Origin of the sequence: Paenibacillus sp. NRS-1782, assembly GCF_050467685.1 — a bacterium.
GTDB lineage: Bacteria > Bacillota > Bacilli > Paenibacillales > Paenibacillaceae > Paenibacillus > Paenibacillus terrae_A.
The window spans coordinates 160,075-177,513 of the sequence record NZ_JBITPH010000045.1 but is presented as its reverse complement, the minus strand read 5'-3'; the positions used below and the strand labels follow the sequence as shown (position 1 = coordinate 177,513).

Annotated in this window: 13 protein-coding genes, 2 pseudogenes and 1 riboswitch; of the genes and pseudogenes, 9 read left to right on the top strand and 6 right to left on the bottom strand. The window is 48.7% G+C overall.

The genetic code is table 11. The features are described 5' to 3' along the window. Nucleotides 1–31 precede the first annotated feature (31 nt). The gene (locus tag ACIFQM_RS18315) at nt 32–3,016 is read right to left on the bottom strand and encodes a glycoside hydrolase family 3 C-terminal domain-containing protein (RefSeq protein ID WP_430065946.1); all 2,985 of its coding nucleotides are present in this window, start codon (nt 3,014–3,016) and stop codon (nt 32–34) included. A gap of 377 nt (nt 3,017–3,393) precedes the next feature. On the opposite strand from ACIFQM_RS18315, the gene ACIFQM_RS18310 reads away from it, so the two are divergent. From ACIFQM_RS18310 to metE, 4 genes are all read left to right on the top strand, one after another. After that, nucleotides 3,394–3,864: an AbrB/MazE/SpoVT family DNA-binding domain-containing protein gene (locus tag ACIFQM_RS18310; protein WP_430038825.1), complete on the top strand. Its 471-nt coding sequence runs from the start codon at nt 3,394–3,396 to the stop codon at nt 3,862–3,864. A 258-nt stretch (nt 3,865–4,122) separates the two neighbouring features. After that, the gene (locus ACIFQM_RS18305) at nt 4,123–6,072 is read left to right on the top strand and encodes an anaerobic ribonucleoside triphosphate reductase (RefSeq protein WP_430065944.1); all 1,950 of its coding nucleotides are present in this window, start codon (nt 4,123–4,125) and stop codon (nt 6,070–6,072) included. Continuing rightward, the gene (nrdG, locus tag ACIFQM_RS18300; RefSeq protein WP_430038829.1) at nt 6,069–6,566 is read left to right on the top strand and encodes an anaerobic ribonucleoside-triphosphate reductase activating protein; all 498 of its coding nucleotides are present in this window, start codon (nt 6,069–6,071) and stop codon (nt 6,564–6,566) included. Before ACIFQM_RS18305 ends, nrdG begins: the two co-directional genes overlap by 4 nt. Before the next feature lie 184 nt (nt 6,567–6,750). Continuing rightward, nucleotides 6,751–6,946, top strand: a riboswitch (cobalamin riboswitch). A 160-nt stretch (nt 6,947–7,106) separates the two neighbouring features. Further along, nucleotides 7,107–9,425 carry a 5-methyltetrahydropteroyltriglutamate--homocysteine S-methyltransferase gene (gene metE / locus ACIFQM_RS18295; protein WP_430065942.1) on the top strand — a complete coding sequence of 773 codons (2,319 nt, stop codon included), beginning with the start codon at nt 7,107–7,109 and terminating at the stop codon, nt 9,423–9,425. A gap of 70 nt (nt 9,426–9,495) precedes the next feature. Here the strand turns inward: metE and ACIFQM_RS18290 are convergent, their stop codons facing one another. Further along, on the bottom strand, nt 9,496–9,624 hold the full coding sequence (locus ACIFQM_RS18290) for a DUF6985 domain-containing protein (protein WP_430038833.1): 129 nt from the start codon (nt 9,622–9,624) through the stop codon (nt 9,496–9,498). Between the two features lie 395 nt (nt 9,625–10,019). Between ACIFQM_RS18290 and ACIFQM_RS18285 the strand changes: the two are divergent. The 4 genes and pseudogenes from ACIFQM_RS18285 to ACIFQM_RS18270 form a co-directional block, all read left to right on the top strand. After that, a pseudogene (locus ACIFQM_RS18285) lies at nt 10,020–10,121 on the top strand (PadR family transcriptional regulator); the annotation flags it as partial. Nucleotides 10,122–10,243: 122 nt separating this feature from the next. Continuing rightward, nucleotides 10,244–10,573: a hypothetical protein gene (locus ACIFQM_RS18280; RefSeq protein WP_430046869.1), complete on the top strand. Its 330-nt coding sequence runs from the start codon at nt 10,244–10,246 to the stop codon at nt 10,571–10,573. Nucleotides 10,574–10,783: 210 nt separating this feature from the next. Next, nucleotides 10,784–11,503, top strand: a complete 720-nt coding sequence (locus tag ACIFQM_RS18275; protein WP_430038836.1) for a 3-ketoacyl-ACP reductase — start codon at nt 10,784–10,786, stop codon at nt 11,501–11,503. 190 nt (nt 11,504–11,693) lie between these two features. Beyond that, complete coding sequence (locus tag ACIFQM_RS18270) at nt 11,694–12,131, top strand: AbrB/MazE/SpoVT family DNA-binding domain-containing protein (RefSeq protein ID WP_430046871.1); 438 nt, start codon at nt 11,694–11,696, stop codon at nt 12,129–12,131. Between the two features lie 71 nt (nt 12,132–12,202). Here the strand turns inward: ACIFQM_RS18270 and ACIFQM_RS18265 are convergent, their stop codons facing one another. From ACIFQM_RS18265 to ACIFQM_RS18255, 3 genes are all read right to left on the bottom strand, one after another. Then, nucleotides 12,203–12,661, bottom strand: a complete 459-nt coding sequence (locus tag ACIFQM_RS18265; RefSeq protein WP_430038840.1) for a hypothetical protein — start codon at nt 12,659–12,661, stop codon at nt 12,203–12,205. Nucleotides 12,662–12,763: 102 nt separating this feature from the next. Continuing rightward, nucleotides 12,764–13,888 carry a nitric oxide synthase oxygenase gene (locus tag ACIFQM_RS18260; RefSeq protein ID WP_430038842.1) on the bottom strand — a complete coding sequence of 375 codons (1,125 nt, stop codon included), beginning with the start codon at nt 13,886–13,888 and terminating at the stop codon, nt 12,764–12,766. A 149-nt stretch (nt 13,889–14,037) separates the two neighbouring features. After that, nucleotides 14,038–14,517: a Dps family protein gene (locus tag ACIFQM_RS18255; protein WP_430038844.1), complete on the bottom strand. Its 480-nt coding sequence runs from the start codon at nt 14,515–14,517 to the stop codon at nt 14,038–14,040. 410 nt (nt 14,518–14,927) lie between these two features. Between ACIFQM_RS18255 and ACIFQM_RS18250 the strand changes: the two are divergent. Further along, a pseudogene (locus ACIFQM_RS18250) lies at nt 14,928–15,610 on the top strand (Rpn family recombination-promoting nuclease/putative transposase); the annotation flags it as partial. An 81-nt stretch (nt 15,611–15,691) separates the two neighbouring features. On the opposite strand, the gene ACIFQM_RS18245 reads toward ACIFQM_RS18250, so the two are convergent. After that, a complete protein-coding gene (locus ACIFQM_RS18245; protein ID WP_430038846.1) occupies nt 15,692–17,419 on the bottom strand; it encodes an adenine deaminase C-terminal domain-containing protein in 1,728 nt (575 codons plus the stop codon). Nucleotides 17,420–17,439: the final 20 nt, after the last annotated feature.

Here is a 17,439-nt window from a genome sequence, read left to right as displayed (position 1 = left end):
GAATGCATTGTACGTGAAGTCAGAAGTAAGTTCAAGCCTGAAGGCTGGAATCTCCTGTAGCACAAGCGCTCAAAGTAAAATAACTTAGCCGCACTTCGCCACTCAACCACAGGTACACATCACGTGAACCTGAGACTGGACCCAGTGCTTCGGAGAGCGTCATCCACGCTTGCGCTCCTCCCGTATGGCCAACGTTTATACGTGCTGCAGCTTCGCTGTCCGGCGTATCCAAACGAAGCTCAATTGCTGCATCGTGGCTATTGCCTGACACGCGACATTGAAGTTCAATCACACACGCCGTTCCCAACTCGACGCCATAAAAGGCAAGCCAGCCGGGACATTGAGGTGAACGTAGACGTACACAGGCCTCCTTTTGCTCCTTGCTTTCATCCAGCAGGACATGGGAACAATCATCAAAGTTTTCAGCGCGAATGCGTTGTCCGGCTTGCCGGGGTGGAATAACTTCGCCTCGAACGCTCACAGGATGCTCCAGCCGGATATCCGCTGAAGAAGCACCTGCCAGCAAGGTGTACTCGCCAGCTTCAACGCAATAGCAATCCCGTGTGACATCCCAAATCGCCCAACCCTTCACTCGCATTGTAAAAGAAATCGTTCGCGTCTCCCCCGGCTCCAAGCGGATGCGTTGAAATCCACACAAGGTTTTCAACGCTCGCTTTACTCGCGAAGCTCCGGGCCGTACATATAGCTGTACAACCTCCTCCCCAGCAGCTGTGCCCCGATTCGTAACATCCACCCATACCTTCAGGGTATCCGTGGCATCCAGGGCATCAAAAGAGTTGTCTCGACCTTCGGGGACAGACGTATCGTTGGGATCGGGCGCTTGGACATCTGTGCGCAGATGGCTGTACTCAAATGGCGAATACGTCAAACCGTGGCCGAAAACGTATAAAGGTTCACCTTCAAAATATTGATAGGTACGTCCGCCGCGAATAATATCGTAATCTTTGATATCACCCAATTGGTCCTCCGCTTGATACCATGTCATATTTAAACGACCCGCTGGCGCGTAATCCCCAAACAGCACATCCGCTACTGCCGTGCCATGCTCTTGCCCGGCATGAGACGTGTACACGATCGCTGGAATATGCTCCTGTACCCAAGGGATGGCAAACGGATAGCTGCCCGTCAGAACCACGATCGTATTGGGATTAACCCGATACACTTCCTCGATGAGCCGCTGCTGGGAAGCTGCCAGCTCCAAACCCGGACGGTCATTCTCTTCCTTGCCGTTAATCAACGGGTGATTGCCGACGAATACAATCACTGTATCTGCCGCTTGCGCAGTGGCTATCGCTTCCACTAAACCATCCGACACCGTCTCTACCCGGAAAGCTGCATCTACCTGTTCCAAGGCTGTCGAAGCCTTCGTCCCGTTATCCCCTACAGCGTTAGGTACGGAACTCGCAGCCTCGGCTACCTTCAATGAGCCCTCCGGCCCTGTGATCACAGGCTTGCCATTCCATGTTGTCCACAGATGCTCCCCTTTTTCAACAGGAGTCAGACCAAAGACTTCTTTGACATACCAGCCATACGCTTCCTCAGCTGTCACACGAAGCGTCTCCTCATCGCTCGTCACATAGGTACCCAGGCGCTCGTCGGTCAACGTGACGCTGCCGTAGCCCCAATCGTTCACGGTCAAAACCGTTGGCTCGGCATCATGGGACAACCGCATGTCACCGAAGGAATCAACTGTGAGCTTCGCTCCGTCAGCCGCCGCCGCGAAGGTCACGCGATCCTTGGCATCGCGGTATATGACGCGCTCCTGCGCGTCTTTGGTTACCAGCTTGGCGCGAATCGCTTCAAGCGGTGTCACAAAATATGGAAGTGTACCGGAATACCAGTCACGGTACACCTCATTGCCGAGTGCCCCGATCACCGCCACCTTGCCGCACCCCACAGGGTCCAGCGGCAGGAGCGAACGCTCATTTTTCAACAGTACGATCTGCTCTCTCGCTGCACGCAACGACAGCTCACGGGCTTGCTCTGTCATCAGGGCCTCTTCCCCGATCAAGGCATAGGGATTGTCTGTCGCCGGATCAAATTCCCCCAGACGAAAGCGAACACGAAATGTATGGAACAACGCCTGATCCAGGTCCGTTTCTTGCAGCGTTCCTTGCGCCAAGGCATCACGAATGGCCTGCTTGGACAAATCCGCATCATCTGTAATGCTGTCGATTCCTGCGCGAATAGATTCAGCCACACCCGGTGTGTGGGAGTCATAATACTGATGGTCCTTTACGATTCCCATCACATCACCAGCATCACTGACGACAAAGCCGTCCATTCCCCATTCGTGCCTGACAATATCATTCACACCGTGGTACAACGTAGCAGGCGTTCCATTGATCAGGTTATAAGAGGTCATCATGGACTGGGCTTTGCCTTCCGTAAAAGGCTTCTCAAAGGCTTTCAAATAGTATTCACGAAGGTTTCGCGGGTCTATACTGGAGGAATCACTTCCCCGGTCCACCTCGTTATTGTTTCCGAGGAAATGCTTTAATGTCGCAACCGCTTTCAAATATACCGGATGATCGCCCTGTATGCCTTTGACCAATTCCTTCGTCAGTTCTCCCGTCAAATACGGGTCTTCTCCATACGCTTCCTCATTACGCCCCCAGCGCGGATCACGCTCCATATCTACGGTTGGTGCCCATAACGTCAGTCCGTTTAGCGCCGGGTCCCGGCGGTAGTATACACGCGCCTCATCCGAAATAATCGAGCCGACTTGTCGCATCAGCTCCGTATCCCACGTACAAGCCAAACCCACAGGCTGCGGAAAGGAAGTCGCCTCTCCTAACCAGGCTATACCATGTGCTGCTTCCGTACCATGCTTGTATGCGGGGACTCCCAATCGTTCAATGGCAGGCTGATATTGCAGCATGGATTCAATCTTTTCCTCCAAGGTGAGCCGGGACACCAAATCCCAGACACGTTCGTCCAGATGAAGCTTCGGATTTTGAAAAAGATATTCTAAATCCGTTGTTTCATGACTCATATCCGTCATCTCCTTGTCTTCATTTAAAATATCATAAAAGGCCCTTATGAAAGCGTTTTAATATATCATAGCGAAAAAGGAGTACCCCGGCAACAACTGCTGCTGCTCACCATTTGGTGTCTTTCCTCAAGCAATACCGAATAGACTAGTGTCGCCAATGGCATGGATATCGGATGTTTGTTTGGACATGAGCTTATAATCATGAATTTGTAGCTTCGTCCGCGCCTTCTACAGAACCATTCAGGAAGCTCTTAGCCAATCTACCTGGTGAGTAACAGTGCGTAAATTAAAAAAATTGTATATTTTCTTCAATAAACAAAGCAAAAAATAATATTTTTTGGTATAATCAGGATATATAATCAAAGGAGGAAGGGTTTATGAAAAATACCGGAATGACACGGCCTCTGGATCAATTGGGGCGAATCGTGCTTCCCAAGGAAATGCGCACCACGATGGATATCAATATTGGTGATTCGCTCGAATTTTTCGTGAATGAAGAAGGATTTGTATTAAGGAAATATACAGGTGTATCCTGCAAATTTTGCGGCACAGTTGATCATTTGACTTATTTTCGTGATAGCTTTATTTGCGCCGATTGCATTCAGGTATTAAAGACAGAGGAAAATGTACATCCCACCAGCACTGAAGCCATCCAGGCTCAAGAGCATACCAAGCCGGTTCGTAACTATACAACCTGGCAGCCTAAACAATCCAGAATCCAGCAAGGAGAAATGGTAAAAAAGCTCCGAAAGCTGATTCAGGAACATCCCAACCTGCCGCAAAAGATATATGCCGAAATGCTCGATATCTCACAAGGCCGGGTGTCCCAACTGAAAAAGCTGCTTTAGATTATTCAGCAATTTTATTGTTTTTTGTCAAATATCCGATCGTCAGGTGTAGAATAAGGAGCGTATTCGTTGATATGTTCCTAATTTCCACCTGACTTTTTTGTGTGTTCTCCCCCTTATCAACGTGACAAAAATCACATACTCTCCATCCATCCATATATACAATATATAGACTGAAACAAATGTTTAGTACATGATATCGTCAATATATTGTTTTTTGGAGAATAATATATATTTTACTATATGGAGGTTTTTGCAATGAAGGTGTTGGAGGAACATCAATTATACAGCATCGGCGAGCGGGTCATTGGCGCACAAGACTTGGACATGCTGCGGGAGAATGCAAATTTGAATGGAGAATCGTTCAGCGGCAAAATGAGCAAGCTCGGCTCCGAGTACGCCAAGTGGTATGCGCGGCTACGTGTGCTTCCGTCTGAACTGACGGACGCGATTGACCGTGGATATGTATATGTTCACGATTTGGACCAATATGCGCTCGGGACTACGAACTGTATCTTTATTCCCTTTGGCCGCTTGTTGCAAGATGGTTTTAATACAGGCAACGGCTCTGTGCGCACACCACAAACTATTATGTCTGCTATGGCACTGGTGGCTATCATATTCCAGTCTCAGCAAAACAGCCAATTTGGAGGTGTCTCTGCCAATAAAATAGACTGGGACCTTGCTCCTTTCGTGGCCCGCTCCTTCCGCAAGCATCTGCGCAAGGGACTCCGTCTGTTCGGAGAAAAAATAGAATCCGCCCTGCCTGATGACGAATTACATATAGCCAACAGCCTATTACATGAGGTCTGCCCTCGTTCATACGCATTCGCACGCGAAGAAACGGAGACGGAAACCCGGCAGGCCGCCGAATCCCTTATTCATAACCTGAATACCATGAGCAGTCGGGCAGGTGGACAAATTCCGTTCACCTCACTGAATTACGGGATGTGTACTTCTGCTGAGGGGCGACTAGTTACACTATCCTTGCTGGAGGCCACTATCCGTGGCTTGGGCAGCGGGGAAACCCCTATTTTCCCACAGCATATTTTCCAATGCAAAAAAGGAATCAATCAGGCTGAAGACGATATCAACTATGACTTGTTCCTGCGGGCAGTAGAATGCTCCAGCAAACGTATGTATCCTAATTTTGTCAATGTGGATGCTACCTTCAACCTGCCCTATTACCGCGCAGATGATCCGGATACCATTATTGCGACGATGGGCTGCCGTACCCGTACCATTGCTGACCGTTTCGGCAGAAACCGTCAAAGCGGCAAGGGTAATCTCTCATTCAATACGATTAATTTGGTGCGTCTTGGCATTGAGTACGGCATTTGCACAGGCAAGCGCAAAATACCTGACCGGGATGGCTTTGATACCAGACTGGAAGAGGTTATGCGCATTGCTGTGGACGGACTGATCCATCGCTACCATATACAGACCAGCCAGCCGGCAAAAGCCTCAGACTTTATGATGCGCGAAGGGGTATGGGAAGGCGGAGAAGAGCTGGAGCCGGATGAACAGGTGGGAAGCGTACTAAAGCACGGTACGCTTTCTATGGGATTCATCGGGTTAGCTGAGTGCATGAAGGCACTGTACGGCAAACACCACGGGGAGGATGACGCTGTATACCGCGAGGCGCAGCGAATCATAGCTTCCATGCGTGTCTACTGCGACCAGATGAGTGAATTGCATAACCTTAATATTACGCTGTTCGCTACGCCTGCCGAGGGTCTATCCGGCAAATTCACGTTGCTGGATCAGCGTGATTTCGGAGTCATTCCCGGTGTGAATGACCGTGAATACTACACGAATTCTTTTCATATTCCCGTGTACTATACGCTTCCGGCTGCCCGTAAAATCAGCCTCGAAGCCCCATTTCATAATCTGTGCAACGCTGGTGCGATTTCGTACATCGAGCTGGATGGTAATGCGCGGAATAACCCGGAGGCGTTTCTTAAAATTGTACAATACGCGCTCCATCAGAACATTGGGTACTTCTCCATCAATCATCCGGTAGACCGTTGCACGGAATGCGGCTACGAGGGCATTATCGGGACAAGCTGTCCCCAATGCGGTGCTGATGAAGAACATACGCATTTTCAGCGTTTGCGCCGGGTAACCGGATATCTGACAGGTGATTATACCGTTCGCTTCAACGCCGCGAAACAGGCTGAGGTGCGCGACCGGGTGAAGCATCGGTGAATTTATGCGGCTACATTCCTGAATCTCTGAACGAAGGGCATGGCCTGCGTACCGTCGTATTCATTAGCGGTTGCCGCCATGCCTGCCCCGGCTGCTTCAATCCCTCGTCATGGAGCTTCCGCGCAGGTGAACCGTTCACACTGGAGCGACAGCAGGAAGTCATCCGTGACATCGCAGATAATCCACTGCTGGACGGGTTAACCCTTTGCGGCGGAGACCCTTTTTTCTCGGCATCGGAATGCTCGCAGTTTGTGCACGACTTCCGCGCAGCCTGTCCTGACCGAACCGTGTGGGCCTATACCGGCTTTGACTATGAGGAGCTGCTTACGGATCAGGCCCGCCGGGAGCTGGCGCTGCTATGCGATGTGATTGTGGACGGCCCTTTTGTAGAACAGCAAAAGGATCTTACCCTTCCCTTCCGGGGCAGTCGCAATCAACGACTGGTGGATGTGAAGGCCAGCATTCAGGCAGGATCTATAGTTACATTAGCCTAAGGCGATGTTATACTCGCATGAGCTGTTATGCCCTAAGACAAGTCCTTTCCCTACGGGGGAAGGTTTGTCTTTTTTTGCATGTAGTTCATTTTAGGTTTAAACAGAGTTTATATTGCGTATCCTGCAAGTTTCACTTATGATGGTGAACAAGTATACGAGTGCATAATTATTCGTCATACCATAATCACATAGCTTGGAGATAGGTGTCTGTTCTATTCAGTTCAGGCTTAAAAGGGAAGCTGGTGCAAGTCCGGCGCGGTCCCGCCACTGTAAACGGGGAATTTTCAGCTGTTGATACACCCACTGGTCCACAGACCGGGAAGGAGCGCTGAAAGTCATGATCCGTAAGTCAGGAGACCTGCCTATTTCAACAACATCGCAAGTACCTACGGGAGATAGGGAGGTGTTAAGAGCAGTCGCCGAATTTTCATTTTTTAAATAACGGAGGCATTCTTTCCCCTACTCATTTTTAACTCCGGGGAGGAATGTCTTTTTTTGTACGCAAAAATAAACTGGCTACCAGCCTGGGAGGAAAAGTATATGTCATTTACCGAATTGCCTGAGTTGTCCGGCTTGATCAGCAGTAACCTGGGATATCCGCGTATCGGAGGAAACCGGGAATGGAAGAAAGCACTGGAACGCTTCTGGAACGGCAGCATGGATGAAAGCGAATTGCATACCGAGATGAAACGATTGCGGTTGGAGCATCTGAGCAAGCAACGCGACAAGGGAATTGATCGAATTCCTGTCGGAGACTTTTCCTATTACGATCACATGCTGGATACATCCGTGATGTTCGGTCTGGTGCCGGAACGGTTCAACTACCGTCCCGAGGGACCTGTTCCCCTATCCGTCTATTTCGGGATAGCCCGTGGACAAAAAGGTGCCACCGCCAGTGAAATGACCAAATGGCTGAATACCAATTACCACTACATCGTACCGGAATTGGCAAATGCAACTCCGGTGTTCACCGAGAATAAGCCGTTGCAGGCTTATCGTGAAGCGAAACAGGAACTAGGTATTGAAGGTAAACCCGTCATGATCGGTCCTTATTCGTTCGTTGCTCTGTCCAAAGGCTATGACCGTAAGGATTTGGCCGCGATCATACGAAGCTTCATGCCACTGTACGCCCGCGTCCTGTCTGAGCTGGCTGCGGAAGGCGTTCAGTGGGTGCAGGTAGATGAGCCTGTCTTGACCACCTCATTCCCGACAGAGGATTTGGACATTATTCAGGAGGCCTATGAGGCTCTGGCCCAAGCTGCTCCATCCTTAAATATCGTGCTGCAAACCTACTTTGGCAGTCTGGATCATTATGAGCGCCTGTCCACGCTCCCGGTACAGGGAATAGGTCTTGATTTTGTGCATGATGATGGCGAAAACCTGCAACATGTACTACGCCATGGCTTCCCCGCAGGGAAAACGCTGGCCGCTGGTGTTATTGACGGGCGCAATATATGGCGCTCCGATCTGAACACCGTAGCTGCGCTGCTTGGACAACTGGCAGAGCAAACCACCGCTGGTCAGCTCATCGTGCAGCCATCATGCAGTCTGCTGCACGTGCCAGTCCGCCTGGAAGCAGAGCACAAGCTGGACCGAGAGCTGGTGCAAGCGCTGGCCTTTGCCGATGAAAAGCTGGAAGAAATCGCAGCTTTGACCGCTGCGCTTGGCAAACGCGAACCCTCGGCAATTGCCAAGCTTGAGCAGAGTGCAGACGCGGTAGCCCGCTTCAACAGCTCGGCGGCACGAGTACAGACGACTGCCGATATGGAGACTCTGCTGGCGAAAGAGCCACAGTCACGCAGCGTTCCCTTCGCTGAGCGTCGTGTGATCCAGCAGGACAAGCTGAAGCTGCCTCCACTGCCTACGACGACGATTGGCAGCTTCCCGCAAACCGCAGAGGTTCGCAAAGCCCGTCTGCACTATCGCAAAGGGGAATGGTCTGCCGAGCAGTATCGGACGTTCATTCAGCAGCAAATCAAGGAATGGATTGATATTCAGGAGAACATTGGCATTGATGTGCTCGTACACGGGGAATTTGAGCGGACAGACATGGTTGAATTTTTTGGCGAAAAGCTGAAAGGCTTTGCCTTTACACAAAACGGGTGGGTGCAGTCCTACGGCTCCCGGTGTGTTAAACCGCCGATTATATACGGAGACGTGTCGTTCGATCAACCCATGACTGTGGAAGAAACGGCCTTTGCCCAATCGTTGACCTCCAAGCCAGTCAAAGGAATGCTGACAGGTCCGGTAACGATTTTGAACTGGTCCTTCGAGCGTAATGATATTCCTCGCAGTCAGGTTGCTTTACAGTTAGCACTGGCCCTTCGTGCAGAGGTAGAAGCACTGGAACAAGCGGGGATTGGCATGATTCAGGTCGATGAACCTGCGATCCGTGAAGGGCTTCCACTGAAAAAAGAGCAGCAGCAAGCCTATCTGGCGTGGGCGGTTCAAGCCTTCCTTGTTACAACAGCAACCGTTGATCCCGCCACCCAAATCCATACGCATATGTGCTATTCCGAATTTCAGGATATGATCCAATCCATCTCCGATATGGATGCCGACGTCATTTCTATTGAAACCTCGCGTAGCCACGGAGAACTGATTGTCAGCTTTGAGGATCAGGTGTATGACAAGGGCATCGGTCTGGGCGTATATGATATCCATAGCCCGCGCATTCCCGATGTGTCTGAAATGCTGAGTATGATACAGCGTGCCCTGCGCGTACTGCCTTCTGATTTATTTTGGGTCAATCCAGACTGTGGCCTGAAAACCCGCACCAAGGATGAATCCGTCGATGCATTGCGGCAAATGGTGCTGGCTGCTCAAGCAGCCAGAGATTCGTTGGCTGTATCCAGCTAATTTCTAAACCCCTCCCCTTCCCGGCCCTCTTTTCCCTAAACGCCGGAAGGGGATTCTATTCCAAATCATATCATGTGTATGCCCCTTGAATATGCTCGGGTGTTCCCTGCTTCATATATACACCCAAGCCATGCTCCCTATCCCAGGAACAGCCAAAATTCAAATACAGCTCATCCTCTTCCGCTGAGTCAGGAATCAATATAACTTTCTATAAGAAATGATCTTTATCTCCATAGTTCCTTTTATTGAGCATTTTGCAACCATCCCAAGAGCGTTAAGAATAAAATTAAAGCAGTCCGGTTGCTGCAAATCCCCCGAAAATTCGGCATTTTTCTAATTAGAACTACTTTTTTCAGCAGCATTCGCTATCTCATTGACTCTAGAAGTGAAAGAAAACTCCTAAAATGAGCCTGCATATTTATCTTTTAAAATTTTATAACCTTGCATTAAACAGTACATGATGTTAAATTATACCTGACTACTGATTTATGATTAGTACCTGAAATCCTTTATGTTCAAACACACATTTCTCCCCCCCATACTCCAAACGACACCTATGAAGCAATGATAACATCCAGGAAGGGCGCACCGCTCATGAATGTGAACATCCAATTCAAAAAAGGGGTGCTGGAACTGTGCGTTCTTGTTTTAATTGGGCGCAGGGACCGTTACGGCTACGAACTGGCTCAGGCCGTAGGAACGTAATGAGTTGCTAGAGAAACTTCACACGCATTCTATTTACTTTCTTAGGACTGTTGTTTCTCAATTTGTTAATCTCCATTCCTGTCCTAGCCTCTTTGTGGGCAGTATGGGTTTCGTTGGCAGCAGCAGCGGTCAGCTTGATAGTGGCCCCCCTTCTCGCTGTCGCAGATTATGCGCTGAACGGCAACTTTTATCCCGCTAAATTCTTTTTTGCCATCACGTTGACCGGGATTGGCCTATTCCTGTTGCCTGGAGTACGCTACCTTCTGAACCTTCTGGTCAGAGGTACGGTTCGATACTGGAAATGGAATCAACAAGCGATGCGGGAAATAACAGCTATTGATAAAAATGGACGTTCACACGTGGACAGCTACAGGATGCCTCCATTCAAAACACAACCATCACAGCCACCTCAGGCACTCCCGAATCCGTTCCCGGTAGTGTGAACGTTATGAAGGTCGAAACGACTTCAGGCAATATTGCTATTTCTAAATAAGCCATCATGACCATCGTCAGAGGACTTACACTCCAGGTCGCAACCAAGCGAAATGAGTGGCCTGGTTGGAGAGAAGTTTGGTTCAGGGAAATGAAATCAGTATAATATAACCATGTGCTTAAATGCACAACTATGTATGTAGCCATAAGGAGGAGACTGGATGGAACTTAAAAATAAAACAGCCATTATTACAGGCGCCACTAAAGGCATTGGTAAAGCCATTGCCGAGGCCTTGGCCAAGGAAGGCGTCAACCTGGGATTAATCTCACGCACACTACCTGACCTGCAAAAGCTGCAAGATTCACTGGGGAGTACATACGGCGTGAAGGTGGTTAGCGCTATCGCGGATATATCTGATCGCGCACAGGCCGCTGCAGCTGTAGCCTCGCTGGAGCATGATCTGGGCGCTGTCGACATTTTGATTAACAATGCAGGAATTGCTACATTCGGCACAGTTGCAGACATGGACCCCGAAGAGTGGGAACGCATAATCCGCGTGAATCTGCTGGGAACCTATTATGTCACACACGCGGTTCTTCCGAGCATGCTTGCTCAGCAGAGCGGCAACATTATTAATGTATCCTCCACAGCAGGCGAACGAGGCTTCGCCACAGGCTCGGCGTATTGCGCCTCCAAGTTTGCTTTGATGGGCTTCACGGAGTCACTGATGCAGGAGGTTCGCAAATCCAACATTCGCGTCACCGCGCTGACTCCAAGCACAGTCAATACGGAACTGGCAGCAAATGCAGGTTTGCCGATTGGCGACGAGGACCGTATGCTTCAGCCACAGGATATGGCCGACCTGACATTGGCGGCACTGAAGCTGCCTTCGCGGGTTCAATTAAAAGTAGCCGGTATTTGGACAACCAACCCACAATAATTTAACTCGACATCTTAGATTCATTGGGCTGTACCACGCTCCGGCAGACGTCATTGTTCGTCATGCTGGAGCTTCTTTTTTGTTCATAGCTAATACAATTCAAACTGCAATATACGCGCTTTGTACTTTTCAACATACATAACCTACGATTTTTGCACCGATAAGCGCATTTATAAAAGGGGAAATGATAATGAAAAATACAGGAATGACACGACCATTAGACCATCTGGGCCGCATCGTGCTGCCCAAGGAGCTGCGCAATTCTATGAATATCAATATTGGAGATGCCCTTGATTTTTTTATTACATCAGAGGGCCTGATGATCCGTAAATATACAGGGGTATCTTGTTATTTTTGCAGTGCCGTAGATAACCTGAGCTACTTCAGAGATCATTTGATATGCAACGATTGCATTGAGAAGCTAAAGAGCGATAATCCCTCCAGTCATTCAGGCGAAGCACGTCCTGCTCAGCCCAAGAAAAGAAGGAATTACAGAAATCAGACTGAGCTCCTGCATAAACTAAAACAGCTCATGAAAAAACACCCTAATGTTTCACAAAAAGAATTGGCCGAGATGCTCGAATTGTCTCAGGGACGCGTGTCACAGCTAAAAAAACTTCTACTTTGAATCGTTCCAATGACCCGCGTTTGAGCTCGCCACAAAAAGAAAAGAGCCTGTCGGCTCTCGGATCATCATCCTTATGCAATGTCAGACTGCTCCACAACCGGGACCCGATAGGCCAACAAGGACTCTTCAATAACGGTGGAAATGAACGTTATCTCAATCTCCGGCACCAATCTGAGCGCATAGTTCCATGCGTTTTCTTCAATTTGCAGCGCAAACCGTTGTCGGGTACCTAACTCACTCTCCTGTTCCATAGCATCGGAGAGGTCAGGCAGCTCAGAATCAGCGGCGTGTCCAAACTCATGCGCAAGCACAACCGTAAAGTACTCCTCGACTTGTTCGACGCTGCCAAACATCTGCATACATTGTGTTTCAATCGTGTCCATATACATTGTAATGGTGTGAGCATTCATGGCATATTTGCCCCCAATCAGCCGCCCGCCGGGAAACCGTTTCTCCAGTTGGACCGTCACACCTATATCAGCCCGTTGCAAAAGCTTAGCGACGATGCGCTCTGCCTGATTTCTTTCCAACTCCGCCTCGCTCCTCGACCTTATGACATGAAAAGCTGAATTTATTCTAATCATATAGAATAGGAACACGAATCCGATACTTAAAGCTTTCCATGAACATGATTAAGAATGAAAAGGACAGCCTTGGGGCTTCTTCGGCATATACGGCTTCTCTTGAACTCCGAAACTGGGCTTTACAAGCCGATTATCGTAGGAACTGTGAAAAATATGCGTGGTCGCCGGAGATAACGGCGGGATCAGCCATGTCCAATCGCCTGTGAGTGCACGCCCCGCCTGGGCTTCCCGTTCCTCAAACAGCTGGAATTGTGTAGCTGCCGTATGGTGATCGACAATGCTGACTCCCGCTTTTTTAAAAGAATACAGCACAGCACTGTTCAACTCCACCAGCGCCCGATCGCGCCATAACGTCGTTTCGCTTGAGGTATTCAGCCCCATCAGCTCGGCTACCTGCGGCAGCATGTTATAACGGAAGGGATCGACAAAATTACGCGCACCAATCTCTGTCCCCATGTACCAGCCGTTAAAAGGAGCTGCGGTGTAGATGATACCGCCAATTTCCAGCGTCATGTCCGAAATTATAGGCACGGCGTACCAACGCAAACCTAACGAAGCCACCCCCGGAAGTTCCGGGTGTTCAATAGGTACCTCCTGCACCAAATGTTCGGGAATATCAAACAGCTCAGGAGGCTGTCCACCTGCTTCCACAATCAGCGGCAATACATCAAAGGGAGTCATGGCTCCTTGCCAGCCCATGCGGCGGCACGCATTTGTGAATTCTACCGAGATCGGGTCCCCAATCACTCCTTCAGCGCTCTCATAGCCAGCATACCGAATCAATTGATGATTCCAAATGCGAATATCCGGTTGCCCCGGCTTGGACGAGCGAAACACGGTAAGCGTCGGCTTGATTTTACCGTCATTTGTCCCTATGCGTATATGCTCTAACAGCTCATGAACCACTTCCGCTGTACTTGAGGCGTTGCGGGCATCCCTTACCAGAAGCTTATCCCAAAACAAACGACCGATACAACGATTGCTGTTACGCCAAGCCATCTGTGCCCCATGCTCCAGCTCATCATAGGTATGATCATACGTCCCCGTAGTATCTATATCATGACGAATCTCAAGGAGCCGGGCCTCCGCTTCATCACGGCTTCGGCCCAGCTCCTCATAACATGTATATATAAACTGCTCTGCTTCACGCAAAAGCTGTTGCTTCACTTCCATACGTACACCCCATCCCGGCAGCTCTCAATACTGATGAGCCCGTGTCTTTCACGCCTATCCGTCATTATACTCCAGTGGTGGTCTGGAACCAACGGGATGTGTGTCTTGTTCACCTGATCTTCATATCCATAGGAATATATTCCAAAAGATTATCCCAAATATGCGTTGAGCATCCAGATATGTTTATCCACCGCTTCTCTCAAGCCATTAAGAAGATCTTCAGTCGCTTTGTCATGTGCCGCATCCGCTGCTTCCATGCCGTTAGCCAGCTCAGTAGTAATCGTGTTGAAATCCGTAACCACGGATTTTACCATATCCTCGGCTGTCTGCTCACCTGCTGACTCCTGAATGGCTGACAATTGCAAATGCTCCTTCAAGGTAGCCGCAGGACGGCCTCCAATGGCCAGCAAACGTTCAGCAATCATATCCAGGTTAGCTGTCGCTTCATTATAAAGCTCCTCAAATTTTGCATGCAGTGTGAAGAAATGAGGTCCTTTTACGTACCAGTGGAAATAATGCAGCTTCGTGTACAACACCGACCAGGTAGCTACCTGACGGTTCAAAGCCTTATGCAATTCTTGAATAACCTCTTGTGTAGGTTGAGCGTTCGTATGATTTAATGTACTCATGTGTAATTCCCCTCTCATCATCCATAGTATAGTTGGAGTGAAGCCTGAATTCCCGTGACTTTAGTGTTTGATTAACCTGCAAATCCCATGCGTGATTCCAATAAATATTCAATATTAAATTAGACTTAATCTAAATCCTGTTTTAATTATAACATTAGGTCAGTTATTTGCAAGAGCTTATTAAACCTGCTGTGTATAGAGCGCAAAATCCTCCCCGGCTAAAAAGGGAGCATCCAGCACTTCCGTACTTTCCACTCCAAAGACTTTTGTAGTATATATCCAGCCTAAATGTAGTCTTTATCCCGCAAGCCGTCAACGCGTTATACATAGCTTACATTAATACGAGTATAGAAGATGTTAATTTTGTCTGTTAAAGCTTCGCCATTATCATTACCTTGTTCACAGTCGTGATGTATGTGAGTTACAGCTTACGTGGTATAATAGAATATAAAATGGGGTGGATGTACATGACAGAGCTACTTGATCCTCGAAATGATTTTCTGTTTAAACGTATCTTTGGAAGCGATGAAAATCGGGATGTGTTGCTGACTTTCTTGAATCACCTCGTGACAAACAATCCATTCTGGATATCCGAGCCAGAACATCCGAAGGCGAATTGATTAACGTGGAAATGCAGTTATTTAATAAATATGATACCGATAAAAGGACTCTATTTTACTGGAGCAAGCAGTATGCTGGTCAACTACAGGAAGGACAATCATATAAGTTACTCCGAAAATGCGTTACCATTAATATTTTGAACTACTCCTTTTTGCCTAATGATCAGTATCATAATGTATATCATCTTCGGGAAAATCGAACAGGTATCTCACTCAGTGATGATATCGAACTGCATTTTCTAGAACTCCCCAAGCTTGACCATGATACTGTACCGATGGAGGGCGGCGGATTGGTAAACTGGCTTTTGTTTCTAAAAGGAGCGAATCCATCACAATGGGAGGTGCTGACCATGAACGAGCCTGTACTGAAAAAAGCGATGGATACCTTGGAATTCCTAAGTCAGGATCGGGAAGCCCGACTTCAATATGAAGCAAAACAACGGTATCTACATGATGAGGCATCCATGATTGAAGGAGCAAAAGAAGAAGGCAAGGCAGAAGGTAAAGCGGACCACGACAAAAAGAGCAGACCCGCAAGAGGGTCTGCTCTACTATTATTCTCTTATCTCCAAAGGGTCCACAATCAAGGGTACAACCTTGCCCGCGTTTACATCAATCAGGCCGTGATCGGTAATTTTCAATGCCGGGCTGACTGGCAAAGAATGAGTGCTCAGCGACATGATTGGATTGTAATGGCGGTAACCAAGCGACAGCAAGGCAGAACGCAACTCCTTCACGTGGGCCGCCACCATTTCTAACGGTCCTTCTGTTAGAATCCCGCCTACGGTTAACGGCAAATGGGACAGCACCTTGCCATTTTCAACTACGCAAAAGCCGCCTTGACTGGAAAGCACCGTATTCGCCGCCAATATCATATCCTGCTTGTTATGCCCCACGACCAGCAAGTTATGGTTATCGTGCGAATACGTGGTTGCCACCGCCCCGCGCTTAATCGTGTCTCCCCCGATCAAACCATAGGCACGGTTACCATTCTTGCCATACCGCTCAAAAGTAGCGATAAGCCCGTGTTCGCTCTGCTCCCACATCAACTCACCATTCGCCACCTGCTCAGGTGCAATACGTTCGCTCGTAAAGGTCGATCCGTCCTTCACCATCATAATACGGCAATGATGTGTACCATCCTCTACATCCAGCTCTACGGTAAAATCCCGCTCTGTGAGAGGCTTCAGCTTTACACTTTGGTAAAAATGAGGTGGAAAATAGCAGCTTAACGAAGCTTGATGATACTCTTCAAATTTATCGAATACCTTTTGTCCGTCCTTGTACACCCTCTCTACTTCAAAATGGCTCAGGTCAGACAACAAGACAAAATCAGCTATTTTCCCCGGTGCAATCGTGCCCCGGTCGTGCATACGCATCCGTGTTGCAGGTGTGAACGTAGCAGCATAGATCGCATTCTCAGGCTTCATGCCCATCCCGATTGCTTTGCTTACAATATGGTTCAGATGCCCACGCTCTACGAAGGAATCCGGCATCACATCATCCGTTACAAAGCAAAAATGCTGCGCCACGTCTTCCTGAATCAAATACTCCATCACTTCAGGGGTCATGGATTTTTCCTGAATCTCGATGAACATCCCCGCAGCCATACGCGCCTTCATGCCTTCAATGCTTTGGTGGGTATGGTCCGAGCCAATTCCCGCGTAGATCAACTGATGCAGGTCCAGATCAAGCAACTGCGGCGTATGCCCTTCAATGATCAGCTCCGGGTAATGCTCACGAACATGGCGTAAAATACGGTTGGTCTTGCCCTCTGGATTACGAATCACATCCACATAGTTCATAATTTCACCCAGACAGATCATCTCACCGGTTTGCAGCAGTGCGTCAATCTCAGGAATATCAATCTCGCCCCCTGAGGTTTCGAGCGGCGTTGCCGGGACAGAGCTTGGAATACCGTAAAACATATCAGCCACGCAATCCTTGCTGACCGCCATCATTTCCTGAATGCCCTCCAATCCAAAAACATTCGCCATTTCGTGCGGTTCCGGTACAATCGTCGTCACGCCGTTGCGAATGAGTCCATAGGAAAAGGTCGCTGGTGTCACCATTGTGCTTTCAATATGGAGATGAATGTCGATCAGGCCGGGAATCATATATTTCCCGTGCCCTTCTACAATTTCATTCACTTCAAACGACTCCAGGCCGCGCTGACCGATATACATAAACTTGCCGTCAAGTATAGCAACATTGCCTTCCTCGAACGTCTTGTAATAGCTGTTATATACTTTAACTTGTAAAATCATTTTGTCTGCACGCATGATGTATCTCCTTCATCGAA

Excerpts from the sequence above, each read along its gene's own strand:
- ACIFQM_RS18315 (WP_430065946.1), bottom strand. The coding sequence starts at position 3,016 with ATGAGTCATGAAACAACGGATTTAGAATATCTTTTTCAAAATCCGAAG.
- ACIFQM_RS18310 (WP_430038825.1), top strand. The coding sequence starts at position 3,394 with ATGAAAAATACCGGAATGACACGGCCTCTGGATCAATTGGGGCGAATC.
- ACIFQM_RS18305 (WP_430065944.1), top strand. The coding sequence starts at position 4,123 with ATGAAGGTGTTGGAGGAACATCAATTATACAGCATCGGCGAGCGGGTC.
- metE (WP_430065942.1), top strand. The coding sequence starts at position 7,107 with ATGTCATTTACCGAATTGCCTGAGTTGTCCGGCTTGATCAGCAGTAAC.
- ACIFQM_RS18275 (WP_430038836.1), top strand. The coding sequence starts at position 10,784 with ATGGAACTTAAAAATAAAACAGCCATTATTACAGGCGCCACTAAAGGC.
- ACIFQM_RS18270 (WP_430046871.1), top strand. The coding sequence starts at position 11,694 with ATGAAAAATACAGGAATGACACGACCATTAGACCATCTGGGCCGCATC.
- ACIFQM_RS18260 (WP_430038842.1), bottom strand. The coding sequence starts at position 13,888 with ATGGAAGTGAAGCAACAGCTTTTGCGTGAAGCAGAGCAGTTTATATAT.
- ACIFQM_RS18255 (WP_430038844.1), bottom strand. The coding sequence starts at position 14,517 with ATGAGTACATTAAATCATACGAACGCTCAACCTACACAAGAGGTTATT.
- ACIFQM_RS18245 (WP_430038846.1), bottom strand. The coding sequence starts at position 17,419 with ATGCGTGCAGACAAAATGATTTTACAAGTTAAAGTATATAACAGCTAT.